This window comes from Curtobacterium sp. MCLR17_043 (genome assembly GCF_003224215.1).
Taxonomy (GTDB): Bacteria; Actinomycetota; Actinomycetes; order Actinomycetales; family Microbacteriaceae; genus Curtobacterium; species Curtobacterium flaccumfaciens.
Map to the genome: position 1 here is coordinate 38,064 of NZ_QKLH01000003.1, position 14,489 is coordinate 52,552.

The 14,489-nt window shown below is 69.2% G+C and carries 14 protein-coding genes; 8 read left to right on the forward strand and 6 right to left on the reverse strand.

The window, feature by feature from the left end:
- The first annotated feature begins 18 nt into the window (after positions 1–18).
- Entirely contained in the window at positions 19–1,197 is a 1,179-nt protein-coding gene (locus DEJ03_RS03485) for a hypothetical protein (protein ID WP_110863525.1), read from the forward strand.
- Positions 1,198–1,339: 142 nt separating this feature from the next.
- Here the strand turns inward: DEJ03_RS03485 and DEJ03_RS03490 are convergent, their stop codons facing one another.
- The 4 genes from DEJ03_RS03490 to DEJ03_RS03505 all read right to left on the reverse strand — a co-directional run bounded on the left by DEJ03_RS03490 (position 1,340) and on the right by DEJ03_RS03505 (position 6,631).
- On the reverse strand, positions 1,340–2,677 hold the full coding sequence (locus DEJ03_RS03490) for an ABC transporter substrate-binding protein (RefSeq protein ID WP_110863526.1): 1,338 nt from the start codon (positions 2,675–2,677) through the stop codon (positions 1,340–1,342).
- 62 nt (positions 2,678–2,739) lie between these two features.
- Positions 2,740–3,690 (reverse strand): carbohydrate ABC transporter permease, encoded by a 951-nt coding sequence (locus DEJ03_RS03495; RefSeq protein WP_228516621.1) that lies wholly within the window; start codon positions 3,688–3,690, stop codon positions 2,740–2,742.
- On the reverse strand, positions 3,687–4,601 hold the full coding sequence (locus tag DEJ03_RS03500; protein ID WP_027467229.1) for a carbohydrate ABC transporter permease: 915 nt from the start codon (positions 4,599–4,601) through the stop codon (positions 3,687–3,689). Before DEJ03_RS03500 ends, DEJ03_RS03495 begins: the two co-directional genes overlap by 4 nt.
- Positions 4,598–6,631, reverse strand: a complete 2,034-nt coding sequence (locus DEJ03_RS03505; protein WP_110863527.1) for a beta-galactosidase — start codon at positions 6,629–6,631, stop codon at positions 4,598–4,600. The genes DEJ03_RS03500 and DEJ03_RS03505 overlap by 4 nt, the downstream gene beginning before the upstream one ends.
- A gap of 216 nt (positions 6,632–6,847) precedes the next feature.
- Between DEJ03_RS03505 and DEJ03_RS03510 the strand changes: the two genes are divergently transcribed.
- The gene (locus DEJ03_RS03510; RefSeq protein WP_110863528.1) at positions 6,848–7,870 is read left to right on the forward strand and encodes a LacI family DNA-binding transcriptional regulator; all 1,023 of its coding nucleotides are present in this window, start codon (positions 6,848–6,850) and stop codon (positions 7,868–7,870) included.
- 85 nt (positions 7,871–7,955) lie between these two features.
- On the opposite strand, the gene DEJ03_RS03515 is transcribed toward DEJ03_RS03510, so the two are convergent.
- Entirely contained in the window at positions 7,956–8,312 is a 357-nt protein-coding gene (locus tag DEJ03_RS03515) for a VOC family protein (protein ID WP_110863529.1), read from the reverse strand.
- Positions 8,313–8,485: 173 nt separating this feature from the next.
- Here DEJ03_RS03515 and DEJ03_RS03520 point away from each other — a divergent pair, with 173 nt between their 5' ends.
- Positions 8,486–8,947, forward strand: coding sequence for a DUF4383 domain-containing protein (locus tag DEJ03_RS03520; protein ID WP_110863530.1), 462 nt, complete (start codon positions 8,486–8,488; stop codon positions 8,945–8,947).
- A gap of 77 nt (positions 8,948–9,024) precedes the next feature.
- On the opposite strand, the gene DEJ03_RS03525 is transcribed toward DEJ03_RS03520, so the two are convergent.
- The gene (locus DEJ03_RS03525; protein WP_110863531.1) at positions 9,025–9,756 is read right to left on the reverse strand and encodes an OBAP family protein; all 732 of its coding nucleotides are present in this window, start codon (positions 9,754–9,756) and stop codon (positions 9,025–9,027) included.
- A gap of 133 nt (positions 9,757–9,889) precedes the next feature.
- Here DEJ03_RS03525 and DEJ03_RS03530 point away from each other — a divergent pair, with 133 nt between their 5' ends.
- The 5 genes from DEJ03_RS03530 to DEJ03_RS03550 all read left to right on the forward strand — a co-directional run bounded on the left by DEJ03_RS03530 (position 9,890) and on the right by DEJ03_RS03550 (position 14,457).
- The gene (locus tag DEJ03_RS03530; RefSeq protein WP_146237637.1) at positions 9,890–10,279 is read left to right on the forward strand and encodes a hypothetical protein; all 390 of its coding nucleotides are present in this window, start codon (positions 9,890–9,892) and stop codon (positions 10,277–10,279) included.
- 35 nt (positions 10,280–10,314) lie between these two features.
- The gene (locus tag DEJ03_RS03535) at positions 10,315–11,136 is read left to right on the forward strand and encodes an aldo/keto reductase (protein ID WP_110863533.1); all 822 of its coding nucleotides are present in this window, start codon (positions 10,315–10,317) and stop codon (positions 11,134–11,136) included.
- A 435-nt stretch (positions 11,137–11,571) separates the two neighbouring features.
- Positions 11,572–11,835 (forward strand): hypothetical protein, encoded by a 264-nt coding sequence (locus DEJ03_RS03540; RefSeq protein ID WP_110863534.1) that lies wholly within the window; start codon positions 11,572–11,574, stop codon positions 11,833–11,835.
- Positions 11,836–11,917: 82 nt separating this feature from the next.
- Positions 11,918–12,649: a bifunctional 2-polyprenyl-6-hydroxyphenol methylase/3-demethylubiquinol 3-O-methyltransferase UbiG gene (locus DEJ03_RS03545; protein WP_110863535.1), complete on the forward strand. Its 732-nt coding sequence runs from the start codon at positions 11,918–11,920 to the stop codon at positions 12,647–12,649.
- Positions 12,649–14,457: an alpha/beta fold hydrolase gene (locus DEJ03_RS03550; protein ID WP_258370524.1), complete on the forward strand. Its 1,809-nt coding sequence runs from the start codon at positions 12,649–12,651 to the stop codon at positions 14,455–14,457. Before DEJ03_RS03545 ends, DEJ03_RS03550 begins: the two co-directional genes overlap by 1 nt.
- Positions 14,458–14,489: the final 32 nt, after the last annotated feature.

The window sequence follows — 14,489 nt, forward strand, 5'->3', positions numbered from 1 at the left end:
ATCAATACAGTGAGCGGCATGACGAACACGAAGACGCTCCGGGCCGTGTGGCCCGCCGCCCTGCTCGGCGCGGCCGCCCTGGCCCTGACCGGGTGCGCCACGAACACCGACGCCGGGTCCGACACCACTGCGACCCCGAAAGCCGACGGGACCCGCATCACCCTGACCCACGACGGCGGCCTGCTCGTCCTCGACCAGGATCTGCGGGTCGTGGCCGACGACGCGATCGACGGCTTCACCCGGGTCAACCCGGCCGGTGACGGACGCCACGTGCTCGTCACCGTGCCCGAGGGCTTCCGGGTCCTCGACACGCAGGCCGAGCCGGCCCTGACCGACGCGGTCTTCCCCGCCGACACCGGTGGCCACGCGGTCGTCCACGGCGACCGCACCGCCCTGTTCGCCGACGGCACCGGCGACGTGACGACGTTCGACCACACCGAGCTCGACGGCGCCGACCTGCCCGAGGTCGAGACGACGAAGTCCGAGGCCGCCCACCACGGCGTCGCGATCGAGCTCGAGGACGGCACGCTCCTGACGACCATCGGCACCGAGGAGAGCCGCTCCGGCGTGCGCGCCCTGGACGCCGACGGCACGGAGATCACCCGGTCTGAGGAGTGCCCCGACGTGCACGGCGAGGGTGCGGTCAAGGGTGAGGTCGCGGTGTTCGGCTGCACCGACGGCGCCCTGGTCTACCAGGACGGCGCGTTCGAGAAGATCGACGCCCCGACCGAGTACGGCCGCACCGGCAACCTGTTCACCACCGAGGACTCGTCCGTCGCCGTCGGCGACTACAACGACGACCCCGACAGCGAGGGCTACCTGCTCGACCAGATCGCCCTGATCGACGCGGCCTCGGGGAAGTACACCGTCGCGGACATGCCCGACGGCGTCGGCTTCACGTTCCGCGACCTCGCCCGCGGCCCCGGTGACGAGGCCGTCGTGCTCGGCGACGACGGTGCCCTGCACACCTTCGACGAGACCACCGGCGAGCAGCTGGAGTCGTACCCGGTGATCGACGCGTGGGAGGGCCCGGCCGAGTGGCAGGACGCCCACCCGGCCCTGAAGGTCGAGGGTGACGTCGCCTACGTCACCGACCCCGCCGAGCGGAAGGTCCACGCGGTCGACCTGACCACCGGCAAGGTCATCGCCTCGAGCGACGAGCTGCCGGGCGTGCCGAACGAGATCGCGGTCGCGTAGCGACGAGCAAGACGAGCGCGATGCGAGCGCGCGACGGGGTCCGGAACACGACCCGAGACGCAACAGGAGGCCCGTGGCGATCCCTCCACGGGCCTCCTGTCCGCTGTCAGCGCGTGGACCGCGCGACGTCAGCCGCCGTCCGTCAGCCCTTGACCGGGATCGACTGCGCCTTGAGCGCCGCGATGGTCTTGGACTGCCCGGACTCGAGCGCCTCGGCCAACGTGCCCGAGCCGGACGCCGCCTGCCCGAAGCCGTCGGACACGTCCGAGTAGGTCTGCGTCATCGTCGGACCCCAGGTGAAGGGCTGGATGTCCTTCGCCGCGGTCGCGAACTCCTCGTAGATCTTCTGGCCACCGTAGAAGTCGAGACCCTCGGTCAGGGCCGGCAGGTCGGCGCCGGTGGTCGAGGCCGGGTACAGGTTGGCCTCCTTGTTCAGTGCGGAGAGCGCCTCGGTCGAGGTGTTCAGCCAGACCAGGAACTTCGACGCCTCGGCCGGGTGCTTGCTGCCCGCGAAGACGACGTTCGACGAACCGCCCCAGGCGGCCGACTTGGTCTCGCCGGACTTCCACTGCGGCATCGGAGCGACGGCCCACTTGCCCGGAGTCGACGGCGCACCGCTCGAGATGGTGTTCGCACCCCAGACCGCGGAGACCCAGGTCCAGTCCTTGCCGCTGTCGTAGGCGTTGTTCCACTGGTCGGTGAAGCTCGGCAGGGTGTTGACGAGCTTCTTGTCGATCAGGTCCTGCCAGTAGTCGGCGACCTTCTTCGACGCGGCGTCGTCCAGGTTGACCTTCCAGTCCTGGCCCGAGTTCTCGAACCACTGGCCGCCGGCCTGCGAGACGAGCCCGGCGAACTGGTTGACGTCACCCTTGGCGAAGTTGGTGATGTTGCCGCCGAGCTTCTTGATCTTCACGGCGTCCTCGGCGTACTCCTCCCACGTCTTCGGGGCGTCGAGGCCGGCCTTCTCGAACAGGTCCTTGCGGTAGTACAGCGCCATCGGACCGGAGTCCTGCGGCACCGCGTAGACCGACTTCGACTCACCGAAGGTGACCTGGTTCCACAGGCCGTCGGAGAAGTCCTTCTTCGCGTCGCTGATGCCGGCGCACGCGCCGATGTCCTCGAGACCGCCCTGCACGCGGAACGCCGGCAGGGTGTCGTACTCGACCTGGCCGATGTCCGGCGCCTGCTTGGCCTTCAGCTGGTTGAAGAAGTTCTGGTAGGTGCCGCTGTTGCCGTTCGCGACGATCGAGACCTTGACCTGGATGTCCGGGTTGGCCTTGTTCCAGATCGCGACGACCTTGTCCATGTTCGGCACCCAGGTCGTGAAGTCGAGGGTGACCTTGCCGTCCGAGGGCTTGCAGCTCGCGGCCGCGGTGTCGGATCCACCGCCGCTGCTGCTGCCACCGGTGCTGCAGCCGGCGAGGGCCACGGTGGCGGCCACGGCGATCGCGGCGACGCTGAGGAACTTCGTTGTCTTCATGCTGTTTCCGTTCGGATGTGGTGTGGGGAGAGCTGGTGCGGGAAGGGGTGCGGGTCGAGGGGCTACTTCAGGCCGCCGGAGCCGAGGCCGGAGCGCCAGAAGCGCTGCAGGCTCAGGAAGGCGATGAGCAGCGGGATGATCGAGACGAACGACCCGATGAGCACGAGGGTGCGCAGGTCCGGGTACTGGTTCACGCTCGAGTTCCACGTGTAGAGGCCGAGGGTGACGGGGAACAGCGACGAGTCGCGGAGCATCACGAGCGGCAGGAAGAAGTTGTTCCACACGGCGACGAACTGGAACAGGAAGATCGTCACGAGCGCGGGCGACATGAGCCGCACGGCCACGGTGAAGAACGTGCGGACCTCGCCGGAGCCGTCGATTCGCGCGGCCTCGATGATCTCGTCGGGCACGCTCGACGCCGCGAACAACCGCGACAGGTAGACGCCGAACGGGCTGACGATGCTCGGCAGGAACACCGACCAGAACGTGTCGGTCAGGTCGACCTGGCTGAAGATGAGGAACAGCGGCAGGGCCAGGGCGGTCGCCGGCACGAGCACGCCGCCGAGGAACACGTTGAACAGCACCTCGCGGCCGCGGAACCGGTACTTGGCCAGGGCGTACCCGCACATCGCGGAGAGCACCGTGCCGAGCAGGCCGGCGACCCCGGCGTAGGCGATGCTGTTCAGCAGCCAGCGCAGGTAGATGCCGTCCTGCCGCGTGAACAGCTCGACGAGGTTGCCGAAGAAGTCCTGCACCGAGGTGGCGCTGAACCACAGCGAGAACGTCGAGTTGAAGTTCGCGGCGGTCTTGGTGGACGAGACCAGCAGCCAGAAGATCGGCAGCAGGAAGTAGAGGGTGAAGACCCCCATCACGATCATCGCGGCGCTGCGCGAGATGACGCTCTCACGGGGACCGCGCGCTCCGCGCTGGTGCGGACGGGAGGCCCGGTTCGGCTCGAGCGGTCGGCCGACGTCGCGGACGAGGTCACCTTGGGACGGGGCGTTGACGGTCATTCGGCGGCCTTCCGCTGGGTCAGTCGGAGGAACCCGATCGACAGGACGAACGTGGCGACGGCGAGGACGACCGAGAACGCCGCGGCGAGGTTGAAGTTCGGCACCGACGACGTCGAGTAGACGAGCATGTTCGGCGTGAACGTCGACGAGATGGTCGAGGTGAACTGGCGGAACACGGTCGGCTCGGTCAGCAGCTGCAGCGTGCCGATGACGGAGAACACCGCGGTGAGGACGATGGCCGGCACCACGAGCGGGATCTTGATCGACAGGGCGATCCGGAGCTGGGACGCACCGTCGAGCTTCGCCGCCTCGTACACCTCGGCGGGGATCGCGAGGAGCGACGAGTAGATGATGAGCATGTTGTAGCCGACGTAGACCCAGGTCACGACGTTGGCCACGGCCCACAGCACGGTGCTGCCGCCGAGCAGGTCGACCCGCGAGGTCACCGCGGAGAACGGCGACAGGTCGGGGGCGTAGAGGTAGCCCCACATGATCGCGGCGATGACGCCGGGCACCGCGTACGGCGCGAAGAACGCCAGGCGGAAGAACCGCTTGCCGCGCAGCAGCGGGGAGTCGAGCAGCAGGGCGAACAGCAGCGCGAGCCCGAGCATCACCGGCACCTGCACGACGCCGAACAGCAGCACGCGGAGCACGGAGCTCCAGAACTCGCCGTCCTGGAACACCAGGGCGTACTGGCTCAGACCGCCGAAGACCTGCGTCGGGGCGCCGAACGTGCCCTGCCGCTCGATCTTCTGCAGCGACTCCCACACGGCGTAGAGGATGGGGACCAGGTAGAACGCCGTGAACAGGACGGCGAACGGCAGGACGAAGATCGCGATGGCGCGGCGGTAGCGGAACCCGCCGCCCCGGCGTCGTCGGGTCGCGCTGGGCGACTGTGCGGTGGTGGTCATGAGCGGTTCCTGTCGGTGCGGATGATCTGGGTCCCGCCGGGGGCGATGGCGGTGGTGCCGGTGACGGGGCGGTCGGCGACGAGCTCGTGGCCGGCCTCGTGGTGCTCCACGGTGCGGTCGGAGTGGTTCAGCAGGAAGACCCACTCGTGGGTGTCGTCCCGGCGTCGCACGACCTCGAGTCCGAGGCGGACGGCGGGGTCGGCGCGCACCCCGGCCTCGTCGAGGACGCGGTGGACGAACCCGCCCAGCGCACCGGCGTCGAGCACCGTGGACGTGTACCAGGCGGTCCCGGCGCCGTGCTCGTTGCGGGTGACGGCCGGACGGCCGGCGAGCGGGCCCTCGGCGTAGTCGACGACGCTCGTCGCACCGCGCAGCTCGACCGGCTCCGACCAGACGCTGCCGGTCGTGCCGTCGGACAGCGCGATCGTGGCGTCGGCGGCGAGCGGGAGGAACTCGTCCACCCGCACGCCGAGCAGGTCGCGGAAGGCGCCGGGGTAGCCGCCGGTGCGGACCCGGTCGCGCTCGTCGACGATGCCGCTGAAGCAGCTGACGATCGCGTGCCCGCCGCCGGCGACGTGGTCGGCGATGACGGCAGCGTGCTCGTCGCGCACCAGGTACAGCTCGGGGACGACGACGAGCGCGTACCCGTCGAGCGGTGCCCCGGGGGCGACGACGTCGACGGTCACGCCGAGGTCCCAGAGCGCGGCGTGGAAGGCGTGGACCTGCTCCAGGTAGCGGAGCGCGGTGCTGGGGTGGGCCTCCAGGTCGGCCGCCCACTGGTTCTCCCAGCTGAACACGAGCGCGACGTCGGCGACCACACGGGAGCCGCGCAGCTCACCGAGCCGCTCGACCAGGGCGCCGAGCGCGACCACGTCGTGCCACGTCCCCGACTCGGTGCCGGCGTGCGGCAGCAGCGCGGAGTGGAACTTCTCGCTGCCCTGCACGGACGCGCGCCACTGGAAGAAGCAGACCCCGTCGGCGCCGCGGGCGATGTGCGCCGCGGTGTTCCGGAGCATCTCGCCCGGGGCCTTCGCGACGTTGTGCGGCTGCCAGTTGACCGCACCCGTCGAGTGCTCCATGAGCAGCCAGGGGGCGCCGCCGGCCAGGCCACGCGTGGTGTCGGCGGCGAAGGCGAGCTCGACGTGCGGCCGGGGCAGGCGGTGGTCCAGGTAGTGGTCGTTCGCGATGACGTCCATGTCGCCGGCCCACGACCAGTAGTCGAGTGCCGTGATGTGCGCGGCGACCATGAAGTTCGTCGTGACGGGCTTGTCGCTCAGCTCGCGCAGGACGGCGGCCTCGGCGCGGTGGTGGCCGAGGAGCTCGTCGGACGAGAACCGGTCGAAGTCGATGGTCTGCGCCGGGTTCGTGAACGACAGCGTCGCGCGGGGCGGCAGCACCTGCTCCCACGCCGAGTAGCGCTGGCTCCAGAACGAGGTGCCCCAGGCGGCGTTGAGTGCGTCGACCGTGCCGTACCGGGCCTGCAGCCAGCCGCGGAACGCCTGGGCGGAGACGTCGCAGTAGCAGTCAGCGTTGTGGCAGCCGAGCTCGTTCGACACGTGCCAGAGCCGCACGGCGGGGTGGTCGCCGTAGCGCTCGGCGGTGGCGCGGACCAGGGCGAGGGCGTGCTCACGGTAGATCGGCGAGCTCGGGCAGAACGCCTGGCGGCCGCCGGGCCAGCGGGTGGTGCCGTCGGCGACGACGGGCAGGACCTCGGGGTACCGGGTGGTGAGCCACGGCGGGGTCGAGGCGGTGCCGGTGCCGAGGTCGACCCCGATGCCCGCGCCGTGCAGCAGCTCGATGACGGTGTCGAGCGCGGCGAAGTCGTACTCGCCCTGCCGCGGTTCGACGTGCGACCAGCCGAAGACGTTGATCGCGACGAGGTTCACGCCGGCCTCGCGCATGAGCCGGACGTCCTCGACCCACACCTCGGGGTCCCACTGCTCGGGGTTGTAGTCGCACCCGAACGCGAGGCCCGTCGAGCCGAGGCCGAGCGCGCCGGTGGCGGTCGTCGGCAGGGTGGTGGTCGTCACGGGGATCCTCGCTGATCGGGGCGACCCCGGCCGCCTCGGTCGCGTGCGACCCCTTCGACGGCGAAGGCCACCCAGTGTTCTGGGAGCGCTCCCAGTCCACACCTTCCGATCGGGGCCGGACGTTTCTGGGAGCGCTCCCAGAGCAAACACCAGCGGCTGCACCCTGTCAACTGCGAGGCGTTCCGAGGGCTCCTCAGCGGCGGATATGGTTGCCCCATGTCCGAGGTCCGATCCGCTCGTCAGCGCGCCACGATCCAGGACGTCGCCGACGAAGCGGGGATGTCCCGCGGCACCGTCTCACGGGTGCTCAACGACGAGCCGTACGTGTCGCCGAAGGCGCGCGAGGCCGTGCAGGACGCCGTCCGACGCGTCGGCTACGTGCGCAGCGCCGCCGCCCGCAGCCTGGTCACCCGGCGGTCCGGGGCGATCGCGCTCATCGTCCACGAACCCTCGGTCGTGGTGCTCGACGACCCCAACATCGGCAACATCCTGATCGGCACGAACGCCGTGCTGTCCGACGCCGACCAGCAGCTCGTCACGATCATGGTCGACTCCGCCCGCGACAGCGAGCGCGTGGTCGAGTACCTGCGCGGCGGGTTCGTCGACGGCGCCATCGTGCTGTCCGCCCGTGACGGCGACCCGATCACCGGCGCGATCGAGGAGATCGGCATGCCCGCGTGCTTCGTCGGGCACCCGTCCGACGCCGCGAACATCTCGTACATCGGCATCGACAACCGCGACGCCGCCGAGCAGATCACCCGGCGGCTCATGGACACCGGTCGACGCCGGATCGGGATGCTCGCCTCCGGGCTCGACCGCGACTCTGGCCAGGACCGTCTGGCGGGCTTCACCGCGGCGCTCGGCGAGCGCTTCGACCCCGACCTCGTCGCCCGGAACCCCCTGTTCAGCTACACCGCCGGCGCCGAGGGCATGCGCGAGCTGCTCGAGCGGGCCCCGGACATCGACGGGGTGTTCGCCGCGTCGGACGCGGTCGCCGCCGGTGCGATGGACGTCCTGCAGCGCAGCGGCCGGAGCGTGCCGTCGGACGTCGGTGTGGTCGGGTTCGACGACAGCGCCTGGGCGCTGCGGTGCGACCCGCAGCTGTCGACGGTGCGGCAGCCGGCGCGCCTGCTCGGCGAGCAGGCGGCACACCAGGTCCTCGAGCAGATCGGCGGCACGGACGACGGTCCACGCGGTCTGCTGTTGCCGACGGAGGTCGTCTGGCGCGGGTCCGCGTAGCCGGCCGCAGGACGGACTGGAGGCCCGTGGCGGCGTCACCACGGGCCTCCAGTCCGTCCGTGGGTGCGTCCTGCACCCGGCTGGGTCAGCCCTGCGGCGGCGAGTAGAGCTGCAGGTCGTTGCCCTCGCTGTCCTTGAAGGGGATGATCTTGCCCCACGGGTGCTCGCTGATCTCGCCCTGGATGTCCGCACCGCGCTCCTTGAGCGCGGCGACCTCGTCCTCGATGCTGCCGTCCGGCTGGAACGACACGACGGCGCCGCCCTCGCTCGCCTGGCTGGCGGACTCGCGCCCGTTCAGGCCGATCATCAGGCCGCCGGCATCGATCTCGCTCCAGTCGTCGGACTGGTCCTTGACGGTGAGACCGAGCGTGTCGCGGTAGAACGCGACGGCGCGCTCCATGTCGCTGACCGGGACCCAGACTGCTGCGACTCCACTTGCCATGGTGTTTCCTCTCGTCGTGGTGTGCCGTGGACGGTAGGCAGTGCTCGTGCACGGGGGCACAGGCTCGTTGTCCCCCGAACGCACTGAGTCGTCACGCTGCAAACCGACCGGGGAAGCGCTCCGAATGTCATGTGTGCCGCACAGTGCGGCGCGTACAGAAAAGAGGGCTGATCATGACCAGCAGCGCAGCAACCGCACGCACCGCCTCCGGTTCGACGTGGACCCAGCGGGGCGCGTTCGTCTTCGGTGTCGTCTTCCTGATCGTCGGCATCGCCGGCTTCATCCCCGGCCTCACCATGGACATGGGCTCGATGTCGATGGCCGGCCACAGCTCGATGGCCCTGCTCCTGGGCACGTTCCAGGTGTCCGTCCTGCACAACATCGTGCACCTGCTCTTCGGCATCGTCGGCCTGGTCGCCGCCCGCCGCGCCGCCTCCGCCCGCCTGTACCTGCTCGTCGGCGGCATCGTCTACCTGGTGCTCTTCGTCTACGGCCTGTTCACCGCCGGCATGGCAGACCCCGCCAACTTCGTGCCGCTCAACAGCGCCGACAACGTCCTGCACGCGTTCCTCGCGGTCGCGATGATCGTGCTCGGCTTCGTCCTGCCCCGGATCGGGACGCGCACCGCGCGCTGAACCGCAGCACACACCGGACGGGAGGCCCGTGGCGACACCGCCACGGGCCTCCCGTCCGTCGTCAGGGGCGTCCGTGGTCAGGGGCGTCCGTCGTCCGCGTCGACGACGCCCGGGGTCGGGGTCGTGCCCGTGAAGGCGTCGCGCATCGTGCCGACACCGCGCTGCGGGTGGGCGCGGTCCAGGTACTTCGCCCGCGACTGCTTGCGCGGTTCCGGATCGGTGCGCATCGCCTGGTTCCGGTCCTGCTGCAGCGCACTGTCCACCTCGCCCTCGCGGTTGAACGACCACATGAGCATCGGATCACCGATCGGCAGGTCGTGTGCGGGCTGCGAACCCATCGGGGTGCTGTGCCAGGTGTGCCAGGTCTTGCCGTACGAGTTCACCAGGTGCCCCATCAGCTCGGTCTCCACCGCGATCGGCAGGCCCGGAGCGACGAGTTCGCCGGAGAACACCTCGTGGTTGTGCGGGTGCCACGACGCCTGCTCGTCCTCGGGCAGGGAGTCGAACAGCCGCTCGGACACGATGTACTCGATGCCGATCAGGTTCGCGTCGGCGGTGTTGCCGTCGAAGAGCACGCACTGCAGCATCTCGGCGTTCACCACCTTGCAGAAGTGGTGCGCCTCCATCTGCACGTCGGGCTCGCCCTTCACGCAGTGGAACCCGACCACGTAGACGTCGAAGCCCCGCAGCGGCGCCGAGGTCTGCAACACGGCGGCGCCGCGGTCGAGCAGGGCGAGCTCGAAGCCGCCGGGCTCTCCGGGCGGGGTGACACCGGTCTTCCGGTCGTGCACGGTGGGGTTCAGGGGCATGGGGGCGTCCTTCCGTCCGTTCGAGGTGGGCGCCATGCAACCCGTTGGCACCTCCCCGCCCTCGCATGGCCGGCGACCGACTGCACAATGGCTGATGTTCTGCATGCGGTGTTGCACGCGGCAGACTGGTCGGATGACGAAGCAAGCCGCAGCTCTCGCGAGCTCCCTCGTGGCAGCGTTGCTGACGGGGTGCACCCCTCTGACACCGCCGGTCGCCACGGAGATCCGGGTCGGGATGACGGTCACCGAAGCCGGTGCCCTCGTCCCGGACGGTGACGCGTTCGTCTGGTACGACCTGTCTCCACAGGTGCTCCATCGCCCAGCGACACTGTCTCAGGCCGACGGAGCGGACGGCGTCATCGTCGCCGTCTGCGATGGGATTGGCCACCGGGACGTCGCAGTCGGGGTTGTTCCGGAGACCGACTTCGACGGCGCAGTGAGCACCGCTGCCCGCAAGGAGGAGTACCGGCACTTCCTCCCCGAATGTGCTCAAGCCCGAGCGCACCCGCGTTCCGCACCGTGACCGTGGCTGAACCCGTCCGGCGTACTGTCCGCTGCATGCCCGCACTCATCGACACGTTCACCCTGTCCAACGGTCTGCACATCCCGAAGATCGGCTTCGGCACCTGGCAGATCCCGTCCGGCTCCGACGCGTACGACGCCACGAAGACCGCCCTCGACCTCGGCTACCGCCACATCGACACCGCCCTGGCGTACGGCAACGAGGCGAGCGTCGGCGAGGCCGTCCGCGACAGCGGCATCCCCCGCGACGAACTCTTCATCACCACGAAGCTGCCGGCCGAGATCAAGACGGCCTCGGGCGCCCGCGACGCCTTCGAGGAGTCGAGCAACAACCTCGACCTCGGACACGTCGACCTGTACCTGATCCACGCGCCGTGGCCCTGGAGCGACATGGGCTCCGACCACCGTGACGGCAACGTCGAGGTGTGGAAGGTCTTCGAGGAGCTCTACGACGCCGGCCGCACCAAGAGCATCGGAGTCTCGAACTTCGCCGTCGCCGACCTCGAGGACCTGCTCGGCCGCACGGACGTCGTCCCGCACGCCAACCAGATCCGCTGGTTCATCGGCAACACCCAGGACGAGACGACCGCCTTCGACCGCGAGCACGACATCCTGACCGAGGGCTACTCCCCGCTCGCCACCGGCGGCCTGCTCGAGAACGAGCAGATCGCCGAGATCGCAGCGAAGTACGACAAGACCGTTGCCCAGGTCGCGATCCGCTACCTGCTCGAGAAGGACGTCCTGCCGCTGCCGAAGTCCACCACCCCGTCACGCATCGCCGAGAACGCTGACGTCGACTTCGTGCTGGCCGCCGAGGACGTGGCCGCACTCGACGCGCTCGAGGACACTGCGAACTGACGCGACCCCACCCGGACTGGAGGCGCGGTGCCAGCTGGCACCGCGCCTCCGGTCGGTACACGGCCGAGTCACGGGCGAGGCTCAGCCATCGTCCGGACGCACCGTGATCTCGGCTACGGAGTTCCGGTCCTCGTGCTCGAGGTTGTCGTCGGGGGCGTCCGTGACCGTCACGGCGATGCCGGTGTCGAGAAGGATGTCGGCGCGGGTTCCTTGGCCTTCGTCGCCCGGGGTGGCGTGGAGCGTTCGGCACCCCTTCACCCGGCATTTTTGCGGGACAGGTATACGGGAATACCCCTGGTCAGACGGCAGTAGGCAACGGAAGGTGTCGAAGGTGACAGCTGTCGTGTAGCGGTGATCCACCGGCTACCGGGACTCCATGGTTCGATCAGTCGTGCGCTCGCACGTGCGCGAAGTTCGAGGATGGGAACGCGTCGGATGGCCAAGTTCTTCAACTCGCCTCATCCAGTCGCAGAGATGGGGCTCGGGGCGGTTTTCGTCATCATGGGCGTCGTCGTCGGACCGGTGGTTGCCGCTCCGGAAGATCGCGTGAATCAGGGGCCTCTGAACATGATTCCGACGCCGGTGCTGGTCGGTGTGCTCGTCGTGTGTGGGGTCGTCGTGTTCGCGCAAGGGCTCGGCACTTGGATCAAGCGGAAGCGCGAGAGGACCGAGGCAAGCTCACAAGAAACTGAGAACTGATTGCCTTTTCGGGCCTGAGTAGACGCACAGGTCTACCGTCTTGAAAGAGGGCCGAGGGAGTCCGAGATCGGGGGATCAGACCATGCAGGAGACGTACGGTCAGCAGTTCGCGGCGATCTACGATGACGTGTTCCCGCCCGATCCGGACCTCGTCGGCTTGCTGACGCAGTCCCAGCCGACCACGGCACTCGAGCTCGGGGTGGGGACCGGTCGTATCGCTGTTCCGCTTGCTCATGCCGGAGTTGCGGTCACCGGGGTGGACCTGTCGCCGGAGATGCTCGAACGGTGCCGCCGAGGTGCGCAGGACGCCGTCGTCGACGTCGAGCTCATCCAGGGGTCCATGACGGATGTGCGTCTCGAGCGGCGTTTCGATCTGGTCTTCAGCGTGTGTGCGTCGCTCTCGATGCTGTTGAGCCGCGACGAACAGCGGGCCACCTTGGCGACCGCGCGTGAACACCTCGCAGACGATGGTCGGCTGGTGGTTGAGACGCACAATCCCGAGGTGGTGCTGGGACTACACGAAGGCCGCCGCCGAGCGAGCTGGTTCGTTCCCTATCCGGGCAGAGGACGGGGCCTGCAGACCTACTCGATGCTCGACGAGGAGGCCGGGCTGTGGCAGGTGAGCCATCTGTGGCACGACTGTGGACGGACGATCATCGGGACCGAGACGAGTCTCCTGACTCCGGTTGACGTCCTGACTGACATGGCAGCCGAGGTCGGTCTCGATGTCCGCTCGGTGACCGGAGACCGGGCCGGTGGTCCGGTCACCGCGGAGTCGCCCACCTACACAATCGAGTTCGAGGTGGCGCGGTGATGCGCATCGTCGATCGCGTCGTGCGCGGCGTACTGGATCGCGCAACCGACCGCACCGCTGTGGTCGAGGCGACCGAACGCGCCTCAGCGCTCGTGGTGCTGCTCGGCAGCCTGGAACACCTCGCGAACGCGGAGAACCGGCGATCGGGCGGCTTGAACGACTGGGCTGTCTTGCGAGGGTCGGCGCTGGTCCGGAACGAACCACTCAAGCGCGTGCTCGATCAGGTGTACCGGCCACGAGTAGTGACCGCGATGCATGTGATGCGAGTGGCTGCTGCACTGGTCCACCTCTCGCCGATCAAGGACAACCGCGTCCGCGCTGCCGCGTCCGCTGTGACGGTGGTCACCGGTTACGCACTCGGCCCGTTGCACCACAACGGTGGCGACGGCAGCGACCAAGCCGCATTCTTCACGCAGGCACTCTCTGGCGTGGCCCGGAGCTCGGGACGGGTCGCCACCGTCGACACGGCGCTGTGGGCGATCGCGAGCCAAGCGACGCTGTCGTACCTCGTGTCCGGATGGGTGAAGTTGCTCGGAGCGCCCTGGCGGAACGGGTCCGCGCTCCTGGGAGTCATGCGGACGAGGACGTACGGCTCGGAGGTGATGTGGCGGACCCTCCGGGACCGGCCGGCCCTTGCTCGAACGGGTGAGGTTGCGACCCTCATCCTCGAGTGCGCCTTCCCGGTGGTCTTCGTCTCGGGACCGAGAATGCGGGTCGCCTACTTGGCGGCGATCGCGGGTATGCACCTCACCATCGCCGCGACGATGGGACTCGGTCGTTTCCTGCCCGCGTTCCTCGCTCTGCAGCCCGCGGTCCTCTTCGTGACGGCAGATCGCACGTCGACCCATCCCGCCCGCAACGACGGGTTCCCGCTGGTGCTCGGAACGATCGGTACGGCGGTCGGCGTCCAGGCGATCGCGCGGCAGGTCATCGACGCTCGGCGGAGCCGGCGTCCGAGAGCCCAGCAAGAGCTGGTCGAGACAGCGGCGGGGTCGAAGCTGGCCGTCCGGTACCGTCCGGCGGCGGCGGCGAGGGCAGGTGCACCACTGGTGGTGTTCGAGAACTCGCTCGTCGCCGTCCAGGAGTACTGGGAACCACTCATCGCGGAACTCGGCGATGACATCGCGACACTCACCTACGACCGGCCCGGGACGGGGGCGAGCACGAGTCCCACCGCGCCCCTGAGCAGCTATGCGGACGACCTGCGTGAACTCGTGCACCGATACGCCGGAGACGGGCCAATCTGGTTCATCGGACACTCCTTCGGCGGGTACCTCCTCCGGCAGCACGTCACCTCCCTCGGACGCGAAGTCGCCGGAGTCGTGTTGCTCGACCCGACCACGGGATTCATCGACCAGCCCGACCACGATGTCTTGTCGGCGGTCCGGTCGCTCACCGAGGGGTTCCCGCTGATGGAGTGGTCGCTGCGGACGGGCTGGGGCTGGTTGCTCGATGCGTCCACGTGGGCGATACCAGCCCGCGGTGCGCCCACCAAGGACCTCAGCGCCGTGTACCGGAACGCCCGACTGTGGCGCACCGGCCGCGCGGAGTGGCAGGCGGCGGAGGTGGATCTCCTCGACGACCGACCCGGTCCCCGATTCCCGAAAGCGACGCAGGTCCTGGTCGTGACTGCCAGCACGAGTGACGAACTCCAGCCAGCGGTGAGCGCAGCCCATCAGCGAGTAGCGCGCGAGCACGCCGGGCAGCGAGCCATCGTCCGTTCGACCCACGACGGGTTGCTCATCCACTCCGGCCCGGTCCGACGCGTCGGCGAACTGGTTCGCGACATGATCGGAACGAAGCAGTGATGGGCCGGCGGAACAGCAGAGGCCACCTGCCG